The organism is uncultured Pseudoteredinibacter sp., from assembly GCF_947500695.1.
GTDB lineage: Bacteria > Pseudomonadota > Gammaproteobacteria > Pseudomonadales > Cellvibrionaceae > Pseudoteredinibacter.
The window spans coordinates 263394-285947 of the sequence record NZ_CANMSS010000002.1 but is presented as its reverse complement, the minus strand read 5'-3'; the positions used below and the strand labels follow the sequence as shown (position 1 = coordinate 285947).

The 22554-nt window shown below is 45.0% G+C and carries 20 protein-coding genes; 8 read left to right on the top strand and 12 right to left on the bottom strand.

Going from position 1 to position 22554, the window contains the following annotated elements:
* Positions 1–105: 105 nt before the first annotated feature.
* Entirely contained in the window at positions 106–1323 is a 1218-nt protein-coding gene (gene trpB / locus Q1A08_RS05010) for a tryptophan synthase subunit beta (RefSeq protein WP_299770430.1), read from the top strand.
* A 46-nt stretch (positions 1324–1369) separates the two neighbouring features.
* Here the strand turns inward: trpB and Q1A08_RS05005 are convergent, their stop codons facing one another.
* The 7 genes from Q1A08_RS05005 to Q1A08_RS04980 form a co-directional block, all read right to left on the bottom strand.
* Entirely contained in the window at positions 1370–2509 is a 1140-nt protein-coding gene (locus Q1A08_RS05005) for an HD domain-containing phosphohydrolase (RefSeq protein WP_299770428.1), read from the bottom strand.
* 17 nt (positions 2510–2526) lie between these two features.
* Positions 2527–3699 carry a response regulator gene (locus Q1A08_RS05000; RefSeq protein WP_299770426.1) on the bottom strand — a complete coding sequence of 391 codons (1173 nt, stop codon included), beginning with the start codon at positions 3697–3699 and terminating at the stop codon, positions 2527–2529.
* Positions 3700–3701: 2 nt separating this feature from the next.
* The gene (locus Q1A08_RS04995) at positions 3702–5858 is read right to left on the bottom strand and encodes an ATP-binding protein (protein WP_299770424.1); all 2157 of its coding nucleotides are present in this window, start codon (positions 5856–5858) and stop codon (positions 3702–3704) included.
* Positions 5855–6583, bottom strand: a complete 729-nt coding sequence (locus Q1A08_RS04990; RefSeq protein ID WP_299770422.1) for a c-type cytochrome — start codon at positions 6581–6583, stop codon at positions 5855–5857. Before Q1A08_RS04990 ends, Q1A08_RS04995 begins: the two co-directional genes overlap by 4 nt.
* A complete protein-coding gene (locus Q1A08_RS21485) occupies positions 6538–6798 on the bottom strand; it encodes a plastocyanin/azurin family copper-binding protein (protein WP_363323497.1) in 261 nt (86 codons plus the stop codon). The genes Q1A08_RS04990 and Q1A08_RS21485 overlap by 46 nt, the downstream gene beginning before the upstream one ends.
* Positions 6799–6860: 62 nt before the next feature.
* Positions 6861–7832, bottom strand: coding sequence for a cytochrome c peroxidase (locus Q1A08_RS04985; RefSeq protein WP_299770420.1), 972 nt, complete (start codon positions 7830–7832; stop codon positions 6861–6863).
* Positions 7833–8021: 189 nt separating this feature from the next.
* The gene (locus Q1A08_RS04980; protein WP_299770418.1) at positions 8022–8885 is read right to left on the bottom strand and encodes a YicC/YloC family endoribonuclease; all 864 of its coding nucleotides are present in this window, start codon (positions 8883–8885) and stop codon (positions 8022–8024) included.
* Positions 8886–9019: 134 nt separating this feature from the next.
* Here Q1A08_RS04980 and rph point away from each other — a divergent pair, with 134 nt between their 5' ends.
* The 3 genes from rph to Q1A08_RS04965 all read left to right on the top strand — a co-directional run bounded on the left by rph (position 9020) and on the right by Q1A08_RS04965 (position 12985).
* Positions 9020–9745, top strand: a complete 726-nt coding sequence (rph, locus tag Q1A08_RS04975) for a ribonuclease PH (RefSeq protein WP_299771101.1) — start codon at positions 9020–9022, stop codon at positions 9743–9745.
* A gap of 82 nt (positions 9746–9827) precedes the next feature.
* A complete protein-coding gene (locus Q1A08_RS04970; RefSeq protein ID WP_299770416.1) occupies positions 9828–12464 on the top strand; it encodes a hypothetical protein in 2637 nt (878 codons plus the stop codon).
* A 149-nt stretch (positions 12465–12613) separates the two neighbouring features.
* Positions 12614–12985 carry a VOC family protein gene (locus Q1A08_RS04965; protein WP_299770414.1) on the top strand — a complete coding sequence of 124 codons (372 nt, stop codon included), beginning with the start codon at positions 12614–12616 and terminating at the stop codon, positions 12983–12985.
* A gap of 104 nt (positions 12986–13089) precedes the next feature.
* Here the strand turns inward: Q1A08_RS04965 and Q1A08_RS04960 are convergent, their stop codons facing one another.
* On the bottom strand, positions 13090–15219 hold the full coding sequence (locus tag Q1A08_RS04960) for a molybdopterin-dependent oxidoreductase (protein WP_299770412.1): 2130 nt from the start codon (positions 15217–15219) through the stop codon (positions 13090–13092).
* 131 nt (positions 15220–15350) lie between these two features.
* Between Q1A08_RS04960 and Q1A08_RS04955 the strand changes: the two genes are divergently transcribed.
* On the top strand, positions 15351–15875 hold the full coding sequence (locus Q1A08_RS04955; RefSeq protein ID WP_299770410.1) for a GNAT family N-acetyltransferase: 525 nt from the start codon (positions 15351–15353) through the stop codon (positions 15873–15875).
* Between the two features lie 35 nt (positions 15876–15910).
* Here Q1A08_RS04955 and Q1A08_RS04950 read toward each other — a convergent pair whose 3' ends face one another.
* Both Q1A08_RS04950 and Q1A08_RS04945 read right to left on the bottom strand, forming a co-directional pair.
* A complete protein-coding gene (locus Q1A08_RS04950; RefSeq protein WP_299770409.1) occupies positions 15911–16330 on the bottom strand; it encodes an SMI1/KNR4 family protein in 420 nt (139 codons plus the stop codon).
* 2 nt (positions 16331–16332) lie between these two features.
* Positions 16333–16872 (bottom strand): DUF2058 domain-containing protein, encoded by a 540-nt coding sequence (locus Q1A08_RS04945; protein ID WP_299770407.1) that lies wholly within the window; start codon positions 16870–16872, stop codon positions 16333–16335.
* A gap of 179 nt (positions 16873–17051) precedes the next feature.
* On the opposite strand from Q1A08_RS04945, the gene Q1A08_RS04940 reads away from it, so the two are divergent.
* The 3 genes from Q1A08_RS04940 (at position 17052) to Q1A08_RS04930 (ending at position 20228) form a co-directional block, all read left to right on the top strand.
* The gene (locus Q1A08_RS04940) at positions 17052–17939 is read left to right on the top strand and encodes a winged helix-turn-helix domain-containing protein (protein ID WP_299770404.1); all 888 of its coding nucleotides are present in this window, start codon (positions 17052–17054) and stop codon (positions 17937–17939) included.
* Between the two features lie 240 nt (positions 17940–18179).
* A complete protein-coding gene (locus Q1A08_RS04935) occupies positions 18180–19142 on the top strand; it encodes a hypothetical protein (RefSeq protein WP_299770402.1) in 963 nt (320 codons plus the stop codon).
* A 30-nt stretch (positions 19143–19172) separates the two neighbouring features.
* Positions 19173–20228, top strand: a complete 1056-nt coding sequence (locus Q1A08_RS04930) for a hypothetical protein (protein ID WP_299770401.1) — start codon at positions 19173–19175, stop codon at positions 20226–20228.
* A gap of 274 nt (positions 20229–20502) precedes the next feature.
* Here Q1A08_RS04930 and Q1A08_RS04925 read toward each other — a convergent pair whose 3' ends face one another.
* Together Q1A08_RS04925 and Q1A08_RS04920 are read right to left on the bottom strand one after the other, a co-directional pair.
* A complete protein-coding gene (locus tag Q1A08_RS04925; protein WP_299770399.1) occupies positions 20503–21432 on the bottom strand; it encodes an alpha/beta hydrolase in 930 nt (309 codons plus the stop codon).
* A gap of 73 nt (positions 21433–21505) precedes the next feature.
* On the bottom strand, positions 21506–22552 hold the full coding sequence (locus Q1A08_RS04920; RefSeq protein WP_299770397.1) for an alpha/beta hydrolase: 1047 nt from the start codon (positions 22550–22552) through the stop codon (positions 21506–21508).
* Positions 22553–22554 lie beyond the last annotated feature (2 nt).

Genomic DNA, 22554 nt, shown 5'->3' with positions numbered 1-22554 from the left:
ATAATAGAGGCTTCTAATATAAAAAATACACGATATAGCGCTTTTAATAGTACCTAAATAGCAACTAGAGCCTCAACAGGGCCGCCGTAACGCGAGAATAGCAATATGCAAAATACATTTGATCATCCCTTACCCAATGAACACGGTTACTTTGGTGAATATGGCGGAAGCTTTATTCCCCCAGAGCTGCAGCAAATAATGAACGATATTGATGCGGCTTATCGTGAGATTCGCCAGGAGCCTGAGTTTTTAATCCAGCTAGCTAGTCTTTATCAGCATTATGTGGGCCGTCCAAGTCCAATCTTCTTGGCTGAAAATTTATCAAAAAAGTACGGTGCCCAGATTTACCTGAAACGAGAAGACTTGAATCACACTGGTGCTCACAAAATAAACCACTGTCTTGGTGAAGCTTTATTAGCCAAGAAAATGGGTAAGAAAAAGATCATTGCTGAAACCGGCGCTGGGCAACACGGGGTTGCCTTGGCAACGGCAGCGGCCTTGCTGGGCTTGGAGTGTGATATCTATATGGGTGAAGTAGATATTAAAAAAGAACACCCCAATGTTGTGCGCATGCATATCTTGGGTGCCAATGTGATCCCCGCGACTCATGGTCGCAAAACCTTAAAAGAGGCGGTAGACGCCGCATTCGAAGCCTACTTAAAAGATCCGCATAGCCAGCTGTATGCGATTGGCTCTGTAGTGGGCCCGCATCCCTTCCCTATGATGGTTCGCGACTTCCAGTCCATTATTGGAAATGAAGCGCGCCAGCAAATGCAGCAGCAATACGGTGGCCTACCAGATCATGTGGTTGCCTGTGTTGGCGGTGGATCCAATGCGATGGGAATCTTCAGCGCTTTTTTAGATGATAAAGAGGTGGCCTTGCACGGCGTTGAGCCAGCTGGACATACCATGGCAGTTGCCGGTGAACACGCCGCTACCTTAAGCAAAGGCCAGCCTGGTACCATGCATGGCTTTAAGTCTTATATGTTGCAAGATGAGCAAGGTGAACCACAGGAGGTTTACTCAGTTGCTAGTGGTTTAGATTACCCTTCTGTTGGTCCGCAGCACGCCTACTTAAAAGACCTAGGGCGGGTTAATTACCACGCCATTGATGATAAACAGGCAATCGACGCCTTTTTTGAATTGTCCCGCATGGAAGGCATCATTCCCGCAATTGAATCCTCACATGCGATTGCACAAGCCTGCAAGATTGCACAAGGTGGTGGACGTGTATTGGTAAACTTGTCTGGTCGTGGTGATAAGGATATCGATTTTGTAGTGGAGAATTACGGCAAAGATTATGGTTTAGGCAGTAAGCTTTAATCGAATGTGGTGCGGAACTGTTCCGCACCACGGCTGTGCCGTATTCTTATTGTGCAGTAATGAATATGGAGTCTGGTATAGATCGGCTTCTTTGAAAGCTCCTTAATCTAGACCGGGTTGCATCGTTAATTTTAATTCCTTTAGAAAGTAATAAGGCACCGTTTTTGGTTTTCACATCCCGAGACAATACCATGTCATCATCGAGCTCCGAGATGGGCACATGCTGTTCGTCCTTTTGAACAATATACTCTAGGGACTTAACGAATAAATCTAAGATTTTTGGATCGTAATAAATCCCAGCTTTTCCTCTCATTTTGTTGATTGCATATTCACTACTGCCGTGTAGTGCTTCATAGTGATCGAAGTCTACAATAACCTTGAGTAGTCTTGAAGCTACTGGGATATCACTTCCAGCGATTTCGTCTTCTGGGTACCCGCTACCATTGAAGTTTTTATTCTGGTAGCGAATGGAATTTGCGATATCCTCCATGCGGGGTATTCGGCTAATTAGTTGAAACGCTAACTCTGGATGGTAGTGATACATTTGTTCAAAGTTTGCATCAAGCTTTTCCCCTTGGTTTATGGCGCTAATAGCCTCTTCAGGTAAGCTAACTAGGCCTACGAGACACAACATGGATAGAGCCTCGTATCTCCATACTTCCTTTACGCCAAGAATAGAGACGCATCTCGTTACATGATCTTTAAGCCTAGACGTTCGGCCAAAAATATCTGGGCTTGCTAAGGCAAGAGTGTCACTTAGGGCCTCGATACTAGCGCGTAGTGTATTTTCAAGAAGATCCTCTTCCAAGTTGTGAAGAGTATATTGTTGGATTGCTGAATGCAGAACCTCAGCAACGATCTGCGGTGAGGATGGCTTGTTTATAAACTTAAAAATATTACCTTGATTAATAGCATTTATGGCAGTCTCTTGGTCGGCATTTCCGGTTAGCATAACTCTAATAGCATTGGGTTGAATTTCTTTTGACTTCTCTAGAAACTCTATGCCGTTCATCTCTGGCATTTGCATATCAGAAACGATTACCGAAAATGTAGGGCCAGCACTCAGCTGCTTAAGAGCGGCCTCTCCGCTGTCTGCCAGATGAATATCGAATTCACCTCGTAGCGTTCTTCTGAAAGCCTTTAGTACATTGGGCTCGTCGTCAACAAATAACACGGAAGGTTTCATGTTGTCCTCATTGATACTTAAATATTACTGGAAATATCTAGCCAAGATTCGATTTTATCATTGCTAAAGTGGTCGCCTAATGGGCAGCGTTCTGTGTTCAATAATGCTGTATTGTTTAGCAGTTGATATGCAATGTGAATGATTTCGGGTGGAGCCATATGATTGAAATTCAAATGTTGTGGCTGATGTATTAATGCTAAACAGCTGCTGATGTCACCTGGAAGCCCCCAAAGATCCAGTAAATATGCCCCTACTAAACTGCTGTCAAAACCAAAGACCTCGTGTTCAGATTTATAAATTTCAACATCGCTTGTCTCGCTAATGGATACGGCTTTGAGATAATCCTGAGAAAACTCTTGCTGTAATACAATTTCGCCGATTCTATGAAGTAAGCCTGCTGTGAATGACTGGTTAATGGCGCCTGGCTCCAATTTTTCGTGGGAGGCGATCCTTTTCGCTAGGATTGCGGTGTTCTGGCTCTGCTGCCAAATTTTTTCCAAGTTAAAATGTTCACTTTCAGAGCGAGGCAATTGATCAAATACCTTAATTGTCAGTATCAAGCTCTTAATCGTATCAATACCCAGAAAGTTGACCGCTTCACAGGGTGATTCAATTGTCCTTCCAATTCCAAAATATGCAGAGTTACAAATTTGGAGAAGTTTAGCTGTCATGGCGATATCTTGGCTAATCAGCTCTGAGATGGTATCAAGGCTTGAATCCTCTTTACTAAGCTCTTTGTTGATCTCGCTATAAATAGTAGGAAGGCATGGCAAATTGTCGATCTTAGATATTGCCTTGTTTAATACCGGGCATGATAAGAGATCCTTCATTCTAAGGGATTTGTTGATGACAGATTTTAGCGTTTCAGGCTTGGCTGGCTTGGCTAAATACTGGTGCGCGATATTTATGCAATTCAAAATTAACTCTGTTTCACTATAACCGGACAAAACTATTCTAAGGGTTTCAGGGTATAGCTTTTTCACCTGTGTAAGCAGTTCAACTCCATTCATATTTGGCATGCGCATATCGCTTACAATGACATCATAGGAGTTGTTCGACATCTCTTCGAGTGCAGCTGCCCCTGAGCTCGAAAAGCTCATGGACCATTCATTCCTAGTAGAGTGAAGAGCTCGTCTAAGTCCGCTGAGGACATTATCTTCATCATCTACAAACAGTATATTCTTCTTCATCGTTAATCAGATTTTTCATCTATAGGGAGGCTGATGGTAAAGATAGTGCCCTTTCCTACCTCGCTGTTAATATTAATCGTTCCTTTGTGTTTGTCCTTTATTACAGAGTACGAAATAGATAAGCCTTGCCCGGTTCCCTTGCCGACACCTTTGGTGGTGAAAAATGGATCGAAGACTTTGTTGATTATTTCTTGTGGTATTCCACAGCCATCATCTCTGATTTCGATTAAGGCAGATTTATCTTCTACTCTGGTAATGATCTCAATCAGGCCTGTTTTACTGCCTTTGTATTTCTCATCGATAGCATGTGAAGAATTTACGATCATGTTGAGGAATACCTGATTAAGCTCCCCAGGGAAGCAACTAACTAGAGGTAGGCCTTCTTCAAGGTTAAGCTTTAGATCGGCTATGTATTTCCATTCGTTCTTTGAGATGATTGCGGTGCTTTCGATTGCCTTGTTAAGATCAATCTTTTGTTTTTCTTCACCGTCAGGATGTGAGAAGTTCTTCATTGCGCTAACTATTTTGTTGATGCGTTTCAGGCCGTCCTTAGATTGTGTGATTGCATCGGGAAGTTCTTCCTGAAGGAACTCGAAGTCTAAATCTTCTAAGTAGCTTTCATTGATTTCTGACAACTCATTTTCATGTTGCTTGATAAATTCAATCAGCTCCTGGCAGGATGTACCAATAAAATTCAGGTTGTCACCTACAAATTGCGCGGGCGTATTTACCTCATGGGCAATCCCTGCAGCTAGCTGACCTATAGATTCGAGTTTTTGGGATTGTCTTAGTTGAGCCTCAATTTCTTGATTCTTTAATTCCTGTTCTTTTTGCTTGGATATATCAAGATATACACCTCGAAGCTTATGAAGCCTGCCGTTTTTAAAAATTCGACTAATAATGCCCTTTAACCAAATGTTTTTATTATCAATGCGCTTGCTTTGGAATTCGATTTGAAAGCTACTGTTGTATTCTTCGCCTTCTATAATTCTTTGCATGATGTTTTGCTGTCCAGCGCCTTCCATTAAACTACCAATGATAAAGTCGCCGCTTGTAAAGCACTCGGGTGGGTATCCGAGAATACGTTCCACTTGTTCGCTAATGTAGTTATAGCGCATTGTTACAGGATCACCTTCCCAGAGTATACCGTCAATTGAATTTGTTAGAGAAGATAGTTCGCTGTTCGATTCCTGAAGCTTTTCGTAGAGTCCTTGAGATTTTTCTACTTCGCTTTCAAGCTCTAACTTGGCTTCATTCAGCTCTTTTGTTTTGAGATCGACCTTGTGGTTGACGAGCTGAGTCTCGATACTTTGATATCGTACGTAATACAAGAGGATGAGTGTCAAAGTTAGGCTGAAGATAAAAGGTAGAAAATCGGACCAGCTATCAAGTTGATAAAAATCGTTTCCAGGATCAAATGCTATCGATAAGTCTTTGTTGGCATATTTAATTGCATAGGGTAGGAAAATGATGTTTTTATTTGCTGTTCGAAGCTCTTCTAAGCTTGCTGATTGCGCGAAGTCTACCGGGAAGGTGTATAAGCTGTTAAAGCCAGATAATCTATCACCGGTAAAAATATGCGTTTTTTGCCAGTCTTCACTTGATCTTTCGATCACATTGGATAGCATGCTGTTCATACTACAGCATGCAATTAGATGCATGCTGCTAGATTCCGGTATTTTGGTGGCAATGCACATGACGTTTGCAGATTGAACCTTAGGCTTTATTAACATAGAAAACTGATCTGGATAGTTCTTGCTTCCTGATAGGTGCCTTGTAATGTAGGGTTTTAAGTCGAGCTGGCCGTTTTCTCTCAAGGCATATAGATTCTGTGCTTGCTCTGACCTTCCATCATAAATGTAAAACGATTCGTGAATGGCTAGCCCTTTGACTAAGCTTTCTATTTGGCTTTTGTCAAAATCACCTCCCTTGATGATTTCGGAGATTGATCCAACTAAGATTTTTGAATAATTCTCTTTGCTTTTGAATGTGTCCCCGATTATTAGGGTGAGGCTTGATATCTTTGATTCAAAATCAAACTTTTTTTGCTTTATTTGCTCATTAATCTCGGAGTTTTGAATTAAAACCGAAATAATACATCCAATAATAAATATTATTGAAAATACTAAGGCGTCTTTTCTGGTTTCTATCACCTTCATTGCTTAATTGACTCGATATAGCGGATAAGAGAATCAATCTCATGATCAAGAAGTTCTTGTCCCCAAGCTGGCATCTGTTTTGATCTTCCTAGCGGACTTCCTCCTAGGCTGATGATTTTCTCCAGGTAGCTTGTGTTTCTGGTGCTTTTGCGTAAATTATAGGGTGGAGGGTCTGTAATTACCTTCTTTGATAAAACGCCATTTCCCTCGCCGTTTTCACCGTGACATATCTTGCAACGACTTAAGTAAATTGTTCTTCCTAAGAATTTGTTACCTTGTAGCTTTTCTGAGAAAGACTTTATTTCTTCAATCGCACTGTCATAGTTATTTCTCATTTTAATCACAAAGTTGGAAACAGAGCTTATTTGCTGATCACTGAGTTCATCTCTCCAGGGTGGCGAGTAGGGGCTCATTTGGCCTTTGCTTCCGCCGTCACTGACAATGTTAATTATATCTTCTAGGCCTGCCCCATATTTGATATTAAACAAGCTGGCACTAGGGTATTCTTCAATGGATAGAGGGATGTAACCGTCTCCATGTCCGGAGTTGCCATGGCATAGTGCGCAGCGTTTCATATAGATACCTGCTCCTGATATTGAAATCGAGTCATCAGAAGAATAGGCATGACTACATATGCTGATAAGCAAAAAGAAGGTGAGTCTTAACGCATAAGATTCGATCATTCTACTTTTACTTTGAGCTTCATAAAGGGGTGAATAGCGCATTGGACTATGACCTCTCCTTGTTTATCAAATTTAACCGACTTTGAAACTCCTTTTGCATAAGACCCGAGGTCAAATGACTTTGATTCAGACATGCTATAGACGTTATGAAAAAAAGGGTCCTGATTAGGGAATTTGATAGAATCGCCCTTTTTTATGGTGATCGATTTTTTTGTAAATGCTTTGTTTTTCTGTCCAATCACATGCTCGGCAGCCATTACGGATGTAGACATTGAAAGCAGTGCTAATATTGCTGTTATAAAAAATTTCATCTAGGTCCTCACTCTAATGAATTAAGAAAAGCCAGTAGCTTCTCTTTTTCTTCCTTGTTTAAATTTACTGGCAGCAAGCTCGGCGAGAAGTTATGTTCTTTTGCGCCCACTTTTTGGTAATGCTCGACTACCTCCAGAAGTGTTTTGGCACTGCCATCGTGAAAATACGGGGCGGTTCGAGTAGCGAGCCGCAAGCTCGGCGTCTTGAAGGCACTTTTCATTAGGGAAATGGGCGTGAAACGATAACGCCCAGGGTCTTCGAGATGTTGGTTACTTAGGCCAATGTTGTGGAACCCGTCATCGGTAAAATTCGGCGGGTGGTGACACACAGCGCATGCGGCTTTTTGTGGATCTATAAATAATTTGAAGCCTAGAAGCTCTTCGTTATTAAGAGCGGACTCATCACCTTTTAGCCAACGGTCAAAGCGTGTGTTAGATGCTGTAATGCTACGTTGAAATTCGGCTAAGGCGGAGCTGATGCGAGCAGAATCAATGGCGCTGTCACCGAAAGCTTGTGCAAACAATGCCGAATACTCTTGGTTTGACGCTACTTTTGCAACGAGTAGTTTTTCGTTTAAGCCCATTTCCAAGGGGTCGAAAAATGGCATTAATGCCTGCTGTTCAAGGCTGTCTGCTCTTCCATCCCACATGAGCACCTTTGAATAAGCTGTGTTAATGATTGAGGGGGTTGCTCTTTTAAGGGGGGCACCGTCTAGGCCTTGTGCTGTGGACTTGCCATCACTCCAGCCGAGCTCTGGAATATGGCAGCTGGCACAAGAAGTGCTTTTGTCGATACTTAGATCCGTATCGAAGAATAGTTTCTTTCCAAGCTTGCTGAGTTGTTTGTGGCGCGGGTGTAGGGTTGGTGCCGGTAATAGCCATTGCTTCCTTAGCTCGCGAATCTCATCTTTGCTGAAGAGAGCCTCTGCTGCGGACTCAACGCATATTGCGAGTAGAGGTAAAAATATCCAAAGCCTCATAACGTGGGTACCCAGCTAGCATTTAATACTAAATAACCAGATATTTAGTTAGGTTATACTACAAATGTAGTATAGAAATGGCGTTTGGCAATTATTGATAGGGCAATATAGAGCAGATTGCTCTAGTTAAGGAGGCCGCTTGCCTCCTTAACTCGCTTAGCGGGGAGGGTAATGTGGGCTGGGTTCGTCTTATTCAATATTCTGGATCTGCTCACGCATTTGTTCAATCAATACCTTTAACTCAACCGCAGCAGCAGTAGTATCAGTAACGATGGATTTTGACGACAAGGTATTGGCTTCGCGGTTTAGCTCCTGCATAAGGAAGTCTAAACGACGTCCGATGGCACCCTTTTGCTTGAGGGTTCGGCGTACTTCTGTGACGTGGGTATCTAGGCGGTCCAGCTCTTCATCGACATCGGCCTTTTGCGCCAAAATAACAATTTCTTGCTCTACACGATCGGCGTCTAGGTCTGCTTTAAGATCTGATAGGCGCTCTAGCAGTTTGTCTCTTTGAGCTTTTAGTATCTGGGGCATTAGGCCTCTTACAAGGGTAACCTGTTCGCTAATGCCTTGTAGTCTTTGCTCGATCATATTGGCAAGCTCTTCGCCTTCGCGATTACGGCTATCAATCAGCTGGTCGATGGTTTGGCCAAATTGACTTAAGGCGTCTTGCTTGAGCTGCTCGCCGTCGACACGATCTTCGATAATCACTCCTGGCCACTTTAGTAATTCTAATGGGTCCAGTGGGCTGAAATCGCCCAGCCCTTGCAATTGCTGATTGGCGCTTATTAATTGTTCGATGAGCTCTTGATTAAGGCCAATTTGATTGTTTTCGCTACTGCCTAGCTGAATATTTAAACTGATGTCGAGCTTGCCGCGGCTAAGTTTATTACGAATTTGCTCGCGAAGATTAGGCTCTAGGCCGCGATGTGCTTCCGGCAATCGGAAGTTAGGCTCTAGGTAGCGATGATTAACGCTGCGTAACTCCCAGCTAATGCTGCCCCAAGGGTATTGTTGTTCGGAGCGGGCAAACCCAGTCATACTGCGTGGCATAGTGCGTACCTTTTGTTAAATCACATTTTACTGATATGGCTCACGGTCTTATCAGCAACCTAGCTGGGGCAGAATCTTACCATAAAGGGTATACTGGGCGGCTAATTCAACACGAAGGTTTATCTATGAGCAGCATCGAACGCCCTAGCGGCCGTCAACCCCAGGATCTACGTCAAGTCCGTCTCACCCGCAATTTTACCTGTCACGCCGAAGGTTCGGTGTTGGTGGAATTTGGCAATACTAAGGTGATCTGTACGGCCAGTGTTTCTGACGGTGTACCTCGTTTTATGCGTGGTGAAGGACGTGGCTGGGTTACCGCTGAATACGGTATGTTGCCTCGCTCTACTGGTGATCGAATGAATCGTGAAGCAGCACGTGGCAAGCAAGGTGGCCGCACGGTTGAGATCCAGCGTTTAATTGGCCGCTCACTGCGCGCCGCGATTGATATGGAAGCCCTAGGTGAAAATACCATTACTATTGATTGTGATGTTATTCAAGCAGATGGCGGTACTCGCACAGCGTCTATCACTGGTGCCTGTGTGGCCCTAGCTGATGCCATAAATTGGATGAAGGCTAATGGCAAGCTAAAAGACGGCGCCGAGCCTCTAGCTCGCATGATCGCTTCTGTATCTGTAGGCATTTATAAAGGTGAACCGGTTTTAGATTTGGATTACCCAGAAGATTCTAATGCCGAAACCGATATGAATATCGTGATGGCTAACGACGGCGGTATTATTGAAATTCAGGGCACGGCTGAAGGTGAACCATTCAGTGAAACTGAATTTATGGCGATGTTGAATTTGGCTAAACAAGGCATCAAAACATTACATAAGTTACAGAATGACGCCATAGAAGTTTAATTGTAAGCTGCGGAAAAGCTTGTATTTTCCGCAGCTTAATCTATTCCATACCTCCAGGACTATATTGTTAAGGAAAACTACAGTGTTTAAAGTTGCTTTATCCTCTATTTTAATCCTCTCAGTAAGCTCATTTAGTTTCGCAGATCTTGATCGCGATACAGTATGTCGTAGTTATAGCCCGGCAATATCAAAATCAGAATGCCGAGCGCTAGTTGATTTCTACAACGCTACTGGCGGCGATAATTGGAAGAATAACAGTGGTTGGGGAAGCTCGAATATTAGCTCTTGGTTTGGTCTGGAGCTTTATCAATATGGTTCGGTGCACCATGTTGCGAGTATTAGCTTGGGGGGTAATAACCTAGATGGGGAAATGCCCGATGTTCTATCGGCCTGGCCTGAATTAGATCGTCTGATTTTACATGATAATAAACTTAGCGGGGAATTACCGGCATCGTTTTATAGTGCGACTAAAATTCAGCATGTTAATTTGTCTGGAAACAAGCTAAAAGGAAGCCTTAGTCGCAATATTTCTAGGTTAAGAAATTTACTTTACTTGACTCTAGGTTCGAATGAATTTTCGGGATCTATACCTAAAGAGGTATTTGAGCTTCCAAATGCAGAGGCAATATGGTTGTCTGATAACGATTTTTCTGGAAGCTTAGGGGCAGTGACAAAGATCTCTTCATCCATTCGATCTTTGTCATTAAGGGATAATAAACTATCTGGTAAATTACCTATGTCCCTGTTTTTGAGTAGAGATCTAGAGGACTTATACTTATCAAATAACTATTTTAGTGGTGAGATACCTCGACAAATTGGTCAGGCCGTCTCTTTAAAGGTGTTTGAGGCTGGTAGAAATAGACTGTCGGGAATTATACCGAATGAAATTGGCTTGATACGAAACCTAGAATACTTAAATCTAAGTGAAAACAGCTTGTCAGGAATATTGCCTTCTGAGTTATCGAAAGCTCGGGTATTAGAACGCTTGGATTTGTCGAAGAATAATTTTCAGGGCCCGTTACCTGAAAGTTATGGTGATCTTTCCTTCTTAGAGTTTTTAAGCTTACATAGCAATAGGCTAACGGGTAGCTTGCCTGTTAGCTGGAAGAATCTGAGTTCGTTGTCGTATTTAACTTTGAGTGAAAATTTTCTAAGTGGAGAACTGTTGTTAGAGTCGATTCCTGATGGAAACTTACTAAGTTTGTCCTTAAGAGACAATAGACTTTCAGGTCATTTTCCAATGGAAATTTTAGGGGAAGATAAGATCTCTGATGTGGATATTCGAAATAATTTTTTCTCCAATGATTTTGATACCACTAAGCCAGCTCAGGGGCCATTGTTTCAATACCAAACTAGGCCTCCAAGTAAAATGCTTGGTTTTGATGCTGTGCAGTACACAGTAAATAGTAACGATGAGGCTGCCTATATTGCCTTGCCGTCAGCGGACGGTCATGGTGGAGTCGTTTTCCCTGTTTCAATGAATGGTAGGAGGTTAGAAAAAGTATCAGGCTGTGAAGGGATAAAGAAAGGCGGGGCTTATGTGCTTCCAGTTGGCGCATCTGCCTGTGAAGTATCATTGGAGTTCGTAGATTGTGAACTTGGAGATGGGTCCTGTAGGGTTCCTGTAGAAACATCTGAGGGAGTCAGGCTTTTTGCGATTGAAAGCCCAGTTAAAGAGAAGGTGCTATCAGGTGTTTCTCAGTTGCGTGGCTGGAATTACGATCGAGAGTACGTTGACTATCTAGCAATCGATTACAACCTTAATAAAGAACAAAGAATGAAGTTAGTTATTGACGGAGATATCTCTCTTGATGTGGCTGCTTATCAGTATAGGGGTGATGTTATAAGTGGCTTGGGTGTTAATAAAACAAGTGATTTTATTGGTCATCTGGGGTGGGATGTCTTGCTTAATAGTGCCTTGCTTAGTAATGGTAAGCATGTGGCAAGCTTAGTATCTGTCACCGGGGCTGTTTTAGATGAAGTGGAGTTTACGGTATTTAATCCGGAATTAGAGAGTGGGAATGCCGGGTTTATCAATCAGAATTTTCCAGACGCTTGGGTTGAGGATTTTCCCTTTGATGGCTCAAGCGTAAAACTGAGCTTTAATATATCCGAGCAACGATTTTCAATAGTCGACCAGGAGATTAACGGAGCCAGTACAAGAGGCGACCAAAACTTCTTTACTGATGATGGTTTGGTGCATGAAACAGTAAGGAAATATAAGGGCTTACCGGGGATACACATCGAATACCCTAGTTCTTCAGCCCCATTAACAGGGGTGGCTTCTATCAGAGGTTGGGATGTCGAAGCATCAGGAGAGACCGGAAGAACTAATTTTGGTTATGAATTCCGCATTGATAATAACGTTCAACTTTTTCCTAAAGCCGATGATCGGCCTGATATTAAGTCAGCTTTAGATATTTACTATTCGAACTCTGGAAGAAGTTCTTTGATTTACTCGGGACTTTTAAAAAATGGCTTTCATCGACTTAGATACCAGAGAAACTCCGGGTCCTTGCGTTTGCTCGCAGAAGTGATATTTGAATCATTCTCTCCCTTAAATGAGAATGGTGATCAGCAATATATTACAGGTGTAGAAAAGTCGCTGCGTTATAGCGACTTTCCCTTTTCCGGTAGTGATGTCGAGTTAAGCTTTGACCAAGCCTCACAAAGTTTTGTGGTTTCAAAGCAGTGGGTGAATGGCGTAAAAGTCAATTGATATATTAGTAAATCAGGGCCTACTGACAGCTGCTGTCAGTAGGCAAAAAAGGCAGCGAAGAAATCGCTGCCTTTTTTGTTTCTAACATGACATAGTTAGGTTTCAGCTATTTCTATAGACGTTTTATTCAACTAATAAGGAACGCCAGAATGATCGGTTACGTAACTTTGGGAACAAATGATTTTGCAAAAGCGGCAGATTTTTACGATGCCTTATTAGGCTCGATTGGCGCCAATCGTTTTATGGATATGGATACCTTTGTGGCTTGGGCAGTAGATCCTGGTAAGCCTATGATCTGTATTTCCAAACCTTTTGATGGAAATGAGGCAACCGTAGGTAATGGCAGCATGACCGCTGTTGCTATGGATACACAAGATAAGGTAGATGCTTTTCATCAAAAAGCGATGGATTTAGGTGCCAGCGATGAAGGCGCGCCGGGCTTACGTGGTGATGGCTTTTATGGTGCTTACTTTCGTGATTTAGATGGTAATAAGTTGTGTGCTTTTACTATTGTTTCTTAAATTAGTCGCTAGCTTATAAGGCTGGGGTCAGATCCCCGATACAAAAAAGAGCTTGATAAGCTCTTTTTTGTATCGGGGATCTGACCCCTTTTGTTTAAGAATGACTACAGCGCTTTAACCTCTACCGGCACGCCATTGAGTGCTGCATTTCCAGAAACCTGATCGTAAAATTGTTCATCGGTTAAATCGTTACAATTAACGCCCGCTTGTTCATTGGCGATAGTCATTTGAACGCCTGCGCGAGAATTGTGCCCCCAGCCATGGGGTATGCTGACTACGCCAGGCATCATTTCATCGGTTGCTTTAACCGCAACTTTTAGCTCGCCAACCCGTGAGGCAATACTGACGGTATCACCGTCATTGATATTTCTAGCGGCTAAATCCTCAGGATGCATATATAGCTGCCAACGATCTTTGCCTTTAGTTAAGCGGTGGCTGTTGTGCATCCAGGAGTTGCAGTCGCGCACATGGCGGCGACCAATTAATAGTAAACCATCACCGGCTTTACGATTGAGTTGCTGCTCAAGTCGATTGATATCTTCAGGGATTAATTCTGGCAGGCAATGTATTAAGCCATCTTCTGTGCATAGACGTCCTTCGGTGATCGAAGGTTCCAGTGGTCCTAAATCGATACCGTGTTGATGTTTACTCAGCTCATCAACATTTAGCGACCAGTCGTTATCGGCGGCTTCACCATAAGGCCCCATCTGAATCGCGAAATCAATTATTTTTCGCGGTTCTGGTAAGGCTTGAAAATCAATACCTTGCTTGCTGGCTAATGCCGCCGCTAGCGCATTAAAAATTTCCCAATCGTGCTTGGCGCCTTCGCTAGGCTCAAATACTGGCTCATTAAAACGTGCGGTGTTGCGAACCGCTAGGCGTAAAAATGCCAGGTCGTAATGATCATGCTCGAGAGTCGTCGTCGGTGGCAAAATCACATCAGCATGTCGGGTGGTTTCATTAATATAAATATCAACGGCCACCATAAACTCGAGTTTTTCTAACGCCTGATCTAGCTGGCGACCGTTTGGCGCAGAAGACACGGGGTTGCCGGCCATGATGAACAAGCCTTTGGCCTGCCCTTCACCTTCTGTCAGCATTTCTTCGGCCATTACGGCGGCGGGAATCTCACCATTAAATTCTGATAAGCCGCTTACTCGGCTTTTCCAGCGGCCAAAATTTCCGGCGCCGGCTTCACCGGGTTTAACCATTCCTACAGCTGGGTGAGTTAATAAAGTCCCGCCTTGTTTATCAAGGTTGCCGGCCAAAATATTAATAATTTGAATGGCCCAGTTGCACAGTGTTCCGTATTGCTGAGTGGAAATTCCCATGCGACCATAAAAAGCGGCTCGCTCGGTATTGGATAGTTTGCGAGCAAGCTCCCGGCACTGCTCTGCGCTAATACCGGTATGAGCTTCGATCAATTCTGGCTTAAAGGGTTTGGCCAGTGCTTCGATATCAGCAATATCTTTTAGCAGCGGCTCTAAGTGGCCAAGTTTAACTAGGCCTTCTTCGAATAATGTGTGAATAATCGCCATTAACAAGAAGGCGTCGCTGCCTGGTCTAATCGACCAATGTTCACTGGCGACTTCAGCGGTTTCGCTGCGGCGAGGGTCAATTACCAAGACTTCACCGTCACGCTGCTTTATCGCCTTAAGGCGTTTAGCAATATCGGGAACCGTCATCATGCTGCCGTTACTGGCCATGGGGTTGCCGCCCATGATGACAAAGTAGTCGCAGTTATCGATATCCGCAATTGGCACACCGAGCTGATGGCCATACATCCAGTAACACACTAATTGGCAGGGAAGTTGATCTAGCGAGGTTGCCGAGAATCGGTTTTTGCTGCGTAACAGTTTCGACAACATGCTGCCATGTGTCAGGCTTCCGTAATTATGGACATTGGGGTTGCCAGCGTAAATTGCCAGAGCATTTTGGCCATGGGCCTGTTGCAAGTCGATAATCCCTTGCGCGGCCAGTTCAATGGCTTCTTCCCAGCTAATTTCCTGCCATGCACCATCGACCTTCTTTACGGGCTTACGTAAACGCTCTGGATCATTATGCAGGTCTTGCAAGGCGACGGCTTTGGGGCATATATGACCTCGCCCTAAGGGGTCATTTTTATCCCCTTTAATTGACAGGATCTGATCGCCCTGGGTTTTGATTTCAATACCGCAAATGGCTTCACAGAGATTGCAGGCTCGATAATGGCTTTTGACTTCATTGACAGACATAAAACAGGCTCACGATTTTTTATTATGTGATGAATACATTTAAGGGCTAATCGTCTAATGGGGCAAGAGTGAAAAATGACATTTAGCGGCCAGGAACATGGCCAAGACTATTGCCAGGAGAATAGTTAGCAATGATGAGCGTACCGACACTTAAGACAGATCGCCTAATTTTGAGGGCTTGGCAGGAAAGTGATATTGAGCCCTATATTGAAATGTGCGCCGATGAAGAAGTTATGCGCCACTTGAGCGGTAAACCCATGACTCGCCAAGAAGCCTGGCGTCACGCTGCTTATATTATCGGTCATTGGCAGCTAAGGGGCTTTGGTCATTGGGCCATTGAGCACAAAGAAAGTGGTAAGTTTGTTGGGCGCGCTGGCTTCTTTAATCCAGAAGACTGGCCAGGTTTTGAGATTGGCTGGGCGATTCACCCCAACTTTTGGCGCCAAGGCTTCGCCGAGGAGAGCGCCCGCAGGGCATTGGCCTATGCCTTTGAAGATATGGGCCGCAAAGAGGTGATCAGTGTAATCAATCCCGGTAACACAGCTTCTATAGGGCTAGCGGAGAAACTGGGTGAGCGTTATTTGCGCGATGATGAGGTCTTCGGGCAGCCAGTTTCGATTTATGGCATGAGCAAAGAAGAATACTTAGCACAGTAAAACTTTAAGGGAGAGCTGAAGCTCTCCTCTTAACATTAGCTATTCGCCCAAATATCCCGGGCCCAATGCCAAATCGATTCTGCTGCCTCTTCCGAGTCAGATTCAGGCGACCAAAACACAATTTCATCATCTTGGTTGACGGCATAGAAGCCATTAGCGCGTTGGCAAATTGGCAGCAGCTCTCTCGGTAGGCCCAGCTGCCAGGCTTCAGCGGCCATATCGGCTAAGTATGTATGAGAGCTGCTGTCGGCAGCTGTCGCAGGCTCCAAGCCGCCAATAACTAAGTCGCTGGCATACAATAAGAAGTCACGATAAAGAGGTGGGATAGGCAGCAAAATAGCTTCTTCAATATCCACCAAGTCATCATGATCAGGCAGATCCAACGGAACGGGTACCTGCTCGGCGATGTCCTGTAGTTCTTCTAGGACAGCTTCAAAATCTTCACTCAGCGCCATATTTACCACATCAAATCGTCTGGAATTTGGAAGTCGGCATATGGATCTTCCTCATCGGTCACTTCGTTGCTGCGCTCGTTTTGTACTACCACGCGGGCGGCATCGCGCTGTGCGACTTTATCGGCTACAGCTTTAGGCACCAGCTCATAGCTTTCGCCTTCAGCAACAATAGCGATCTGGCCGCGAGCCAATTGAGCTTGCAGGGTTTCATCGACATAGAGCTTTTTGATCTTCTTATTGTGGGTGAATGAATAAGCGATCTCACCTTTTTTGCGAGGGATAGCGTTTTTCTTAATGAGATCTTTAATCTGGGCTTGAATCTCTTTAGCTTCAATCTCTTTTTGGCGCTCTTGATTCATCGCTCGATCGCGTTCAGCCTTATCCGCCAGTTTCTGTTTGGCTGCGGATTTGATCTCATCTTCTTGTTGATGGCCTTTGGGGGTTTGCTTGGCCTTCTTACGCTTTTCTTTGCTAATGGCCTTGGCCTTTTTCTGGTCGACCAGGCCTGCGCCCATCAATTGTTCCTGCAGGGATTTTGCCATGCTAACAGTCCTATCCTGTCATTCACTTTGAAAGGCGGCATTATAACCAAGGCAAGCAGTAGCATGCGATAGAAAATCACTCTGTCACTCACTTGTTATAGCCATTGAGCCTTGCTAATGGGGGCCGTAATATTGTCGCTTAAAGCACTTCGTTTTGCCGTTTTAGGTGTAGTTTTTTGATGCCCAATCATTCAGTCCAAATTGCTAGCTTCGAGCTCGATCTTCAGCTTATTCAGCTTAGCCACAATGGCGAGCTGCTTAGCGAAGACGACAAGCTGATTCGCTTGCTGAAGCTCTTGGCAGAAAGCTACCCAAATGCGCTAACAAAGCAGGATTTGCTCGATCAGCTTTGGGGCGAGGTGGTGGTCTCAGAGGCGTCACTAGCTAAGCTTGTCTCAGAAGCTCGTCGGACACTTTCTGCCCATGAAGAGCGGGATATCATTAAAACAGTGCATGGTAGAGGCTATCGCTTAGCGCTTGAGCCCCACAATGTTCAGCAACCCCCCCGTAATGAATTGCACCAGCTTAAGCAAGAGCAGATTATCGAAGCCAGCAGTGCTTCCGCTAATGGCAGCACTAATGATGTTCCAGTGAGGCGGAGTGATGAAGGTCGGAGCTACGGCTTGCTAATGTTGATTGGTTTGTTAGTGATGGGCTCTTTTGGTGCTGGCGCCTACTTCTTGCCGAGAGAGAAGGAGCCAGAAAGTGTATTGGGGCGCTGGCAATTGATTGATAACAATGTCGTGCTACATACCGAAATAAACTCTGATAACTATCCCTTTTGTGAAGACGCGGTGGAATACCTAAACGCCACCATGACCCAGCGTAATGGGGCCTATATACTGAGCTCGCCATTACTGGAAATAAACCTTGGGCTGAATATCGAATTTGGCAAACCCCTGAATGCCAACTTTAGTTATCGCGATGGCACCGGAACTACCCATACCCAGCTGAAACTGGTCTTTGATGGGCCGCGCAAACTTGCTGGCAAATCAAGCTGGACCTGGGAAATGGATGGTGCCGGGGTTTTATGCAAAGGCATTAGCTCCATGGTAAGTGAGCGCTAACACTTGCCTTTGGCCTTGCTTAGCAGGGGTTCAAAACTTTTCAAAAATCTTCACCTTATATTCAATCAAGCTTTCCACCTGATCGCTACTCTGCACCCGTCGCTTAAACGGCCCTGCTTATCCAGCCTGACAGCAGCACAGCTGGAATCTTAAGTAGAGAGTCCCTGGCCGTTTAAGCGACTTCAACAATTGCTCGTATTAGGTTGCTTGGCAATCGAGGAAATGCAGAAGGTAAGCATCATGAAAAACACCATAAAAGGGTTGGCGTCCGTGCTGGCCTCGGCTTTGGCCTGCTTGTCGGCCAATAGCTATGCCCAAACCCAAGCTTCGGTAGCGGCCTACGATTGTAGCGCTCAAACTCAAATTCCAGCGGCAGAATGTAACGCCCTAAAAGGGCTTTTTGCATCCACGGCGGGTGAATCTTGGACAGATAATAGCAACTGGGGTACAGGCAACCCTGGGGACTGGGCAGGGGTATTTTTGATTGGGGTGGCGCCTAATCAAAATGTTAATTCCTTAGCCATGGACAGTAATAATCTTAGCGGTAGCTTAAACAGCAGTTTGGGGAGTTTAACCTTACTCCGTGAGGCCAACTTCAGTAACAATAATCTGTCGGGGGCGATACCGAGCAGCTTCAGCGCTCTGGTGAACATGCGTCGCCTGTTCTTATTTGGCAATCAATTGACGGGGGGCATTCCCGATATTTTCACCAATTGGAATAACGTGCTATTGGTCTCCATCGCCAACAACCCAGATCTGGGTGGCAGCATTCCTAATTCCTTAGGAGCGAACAATAGTATTGAGCGGATCTTTCTGCAGAATGCGGCCTTAACAGGCGCCATCCCCAGTAACCTAGGTGATCGGACAAACCTTAATTTAATTGACCTATCGGGGAATGCATTAACGGGGCAAATACCTGTGAGTTTAGCCGCTGATCCAGCTACGCCCGCCAATGTGGATTTCAGTAATAATCAGTTAGATGCTGATGGCGCTGGTGTTGCACTTACTCCTGGCGCCTTGGCAACCTGGGCTGCCGGCGGTGTCCAAAGAACCCTGTCAGGCCAAACAGTTCCTGCTGGCCCTGGTGGAGGCGCAAGCTCAGTAGCGGCAGTTCCTGCTACGCCGCTTTGGAGCTTAATGATGATATCCATGGCTTTCTTTCTTTTTCATCGATTCCAAAAATCAGCAGCCAAAGAAAGCTGATCCATTTCAAAGAAAAACAGAGGCATAAGAATGCTTACTTCCATAAGAATGTGGGGGCAATTAATCGTGTTTGCTTTGGGGGTCGCTCTGGTATTGGGCTCCTCAATAGCAAACGCGCAAGACCATTTCACAAGAATGCAGACCCTTGATTGCACAGCCGTTAGCAACGCCAGTGTGGTTGAGTGTGAATCACTACGGGATATTTATTTTGCCAGTGATGGCGCTAACTGGACTGATGCTAGCAATTGGGGCACCACGGATATTAGTACTTGGGCTAGAGTTCAAGTGACCGCAGGTGAAGTCACAGCCCTGCAGTTAGATCGGGGGCAAACTGGACCGCTTTCCCCTTCGATTAGTGGCCTGCAAAATCTAACGCTACTGAGCTTAAACGCTCCATTCACAGGAACAATTCCAGGTTCTCTAGGTGGGCTAACAGGGCTAGAGCAATTAACCATCACCAATACCAATTTTAGCGGCTCTATTCCGGCGGCCTTTTCTACCTTGAGCAGCCTAGATATTTTGGTAATCAGCCAAAACGATGACCTCGGTGGCAACCTACCTCCAGAGTTGGGGCAATTAAATACTCTAGAGATACTTAGAATCGGCGGCGGACAATTTACCGGCACCATCCCTGCTTTGTGGTCTGGCTTAACGGCATTAGAGGAAATCTCCATTATCGATACGGGTATCGGCGGTGAGATTCCCGTGTTTTTTGCCAATATTCCGCGTGCGGTGATCATTCACGATAATCAGTTTAGCGGTTTGATACCTGCTGAGTTTGGCAATGATATAGCTACACCCGATGATTTCAGGGCACAGCATAACCGTTTAACGGCTGATGGAAGTGGCGATGCCTTGATGCATACCGCGGGCCTGCAAGCTTGGTTTGCAAATCAAGGCTTTGTTGGTTCTGCTACACGTCGTTTAATTGGTTTGCAATCGGCCTTGACGAATTCTGGCCCAGGCGGACAACATGCTGTACCGACGACACCTTTATGGGTACTTGTGGCTTTACCGTTAATCATACTGGGGGTGCTTCGAAGGAAAGCATTTGCTAAGCAATTGCTGCCGTTTGGAGGAAAATAATCAAAAGCTCACTAATGGCTTATAGCTCGGCATTCATCTTAGGCTCAGGCTGCTATTGTTAAAAAACAATAGTCGCTGGATGACTTTTTACAGAAAAGTCATCTTTACTGAGTAGCGTGAGGTTAAAGCAGATGAATGCATGGCAATATCAATTAGGCTTAAAGCACAGACCAGCTTTTATATCTGGCCTGTGTTGCGGAATTGCTCTCGGCGCTCTAATGACGTATGTCTTAATATCAATTTAGTGCGTCGAGATAGTAGACCCGCGAGGTCATTAGTTCGCCAGTAAAAACTCACTGATTTTCTCTAATGCCAAATCTGCTTCCGGTAAAAAAGGTGCAAAGCCTTGAAACACATGGGGCATATCCGGCCACAGATCAACTTCCACTTCCGAGCCCTGCTCCTTTGCAGCGTCAGCAAAAATGATACTGTCACCTAATAACACTTCGCGCTCACCGGTTTGAAGAAGGGTTGGCGGCAGTGAGCTGAGATCCCCCTTGGCTGGTGAGACCAAAGGATTGTTAACATCGGCGCCTTGGGTGTAGTTTTCAACCACTAAAGGTAGCAAATCAGCATTAATAATCGGATCTACTGTTTTGTTGCTGCTTATGGTTGGGCTGGCAAAATCTAAGCTGGTGGCGGGTGATATTGCGGCTACGGCATCGGGCTTACGCAGGCCCTGCTCTTGCAATGCAAGCACAAGGCTTAGGCTCAGATTACCCCCAGCAGAATCTCCAGAGACATAAATTTTTTCGGCAGTGCCTTTATCATCACGGCCATTTTCAAGCAGCCATTTATAACTCGCTATACAATCATTCAATCCATTTGGAAACGGAAACTCAGGTGCGAGTCGATATGCAATTGCCAGTACCTCGCAGCCTGTCAATTCTGCCAAGCGGGAGGTTACTGAACGGTGGGTAGCAGGAGAGCCCGCCATCCAAGAGCCGCCGTGAATGTAAAGTAAGCGTTTACCGGGCTGGCTATTTGGAGCAATTACCCATTCGCTAGTGACACTTAACTCGCCGTCGTTAGCAATCACTGGGTAAATACGTGATTTAATGGCGCTGATGCTGGGGTCGGCGGCACAGTACATATCAAGCAGCGCGCGCTTGGCGACAGTTTCACCGCCAGATTGCCGGGTAGCTGCGGAAACAGCTTCCATATGCTCTATGACTTGCTGGTACTTATTATTATCGATTGGCATTGCTAGGCTCCATTTCAAATGCTTTAAGTTTGAATGCTAGCTCAAGGCTATCAGATTCTATATGGCTGTGGCATCAGCTGGTTCGTAAAAAATTTAAGAAGTGATCTAGAAATATCTCTGGCACTTCGATAAAAGGGCTATGCCCAACACCCTCTAAACATACTTCTTGGTGCTTACCATAGCTTTGCAAAAAGGCTCGCGTTTGAGAAACCATCGGCTGAGCCGGGCAGATTTCGTTCCCTGGCCAGGCTGGCACTAAACCCTGTGAGCCCAAAAACGCTAGGTCGGAAAAAGACTGATCGCTAATAACCTTGTCTTCTGAGCCATGTAACCAGAGAATTGGTGCTTTCTTCTCGAGATTAACTAGCTCCTTAGCGTTAAAATACTTAGCACTGATAGCATTGATTGGACCAAACTTTCCGGGTGCAACGTATGGCCAATTTTCGCTCTCAGTAAAATCTCCTGGGTAGCGATCTACCGCTATTTTTTGTTTCAGCGAGGCTCGTAATAATTGCTCCTCCCTCGGCATTATCCATGGCTTAGCAAAGTAGCTATTGCGAATAACATTTCGTGGAGAAAAGTCACTATCGCTGCTGGTATCTTGCAGCTTTATCTGGGCGATAAACTCTTTGGCAACTACCCCGCCGCCACAGCCTGCAAAATCACTATAATTCGGCTCGCCAGCAGTATTTTTACTGCCACCAAAGCCGAATGGACTAACCGGAGCAACCAAGCTTAATGATCGAATGCACTCTGGGTGATCAATGGCGAGCTGTATGATGGCGGCCGCCCCAGCGGACCACCCTAGAAAATGAGCGGATTCAATGTTTAAAGCTTGCATTAGCTCGAATAAATCGTCGCTCCAATCTCGGGCGCCGCGCTCAGCATTTATGACTTTGTCTTCAGTATCCCCATAGCCACGAAGATCTGGCGCCAAGCACAAATACTTACTTGGCATATCCAACATTAGGTCTTCGAAGTAGTCGGCCGCTGAAAAATTACCATGAATAAAAAATACCGGCTCCCCGTCACTGCTGCCACGACTCAAAACATGTTGCTTGAGTCGTGGGGTTGATACAGTGATCGAATCAATGCCGGCCAGGTGAGACGATTGCATCATTC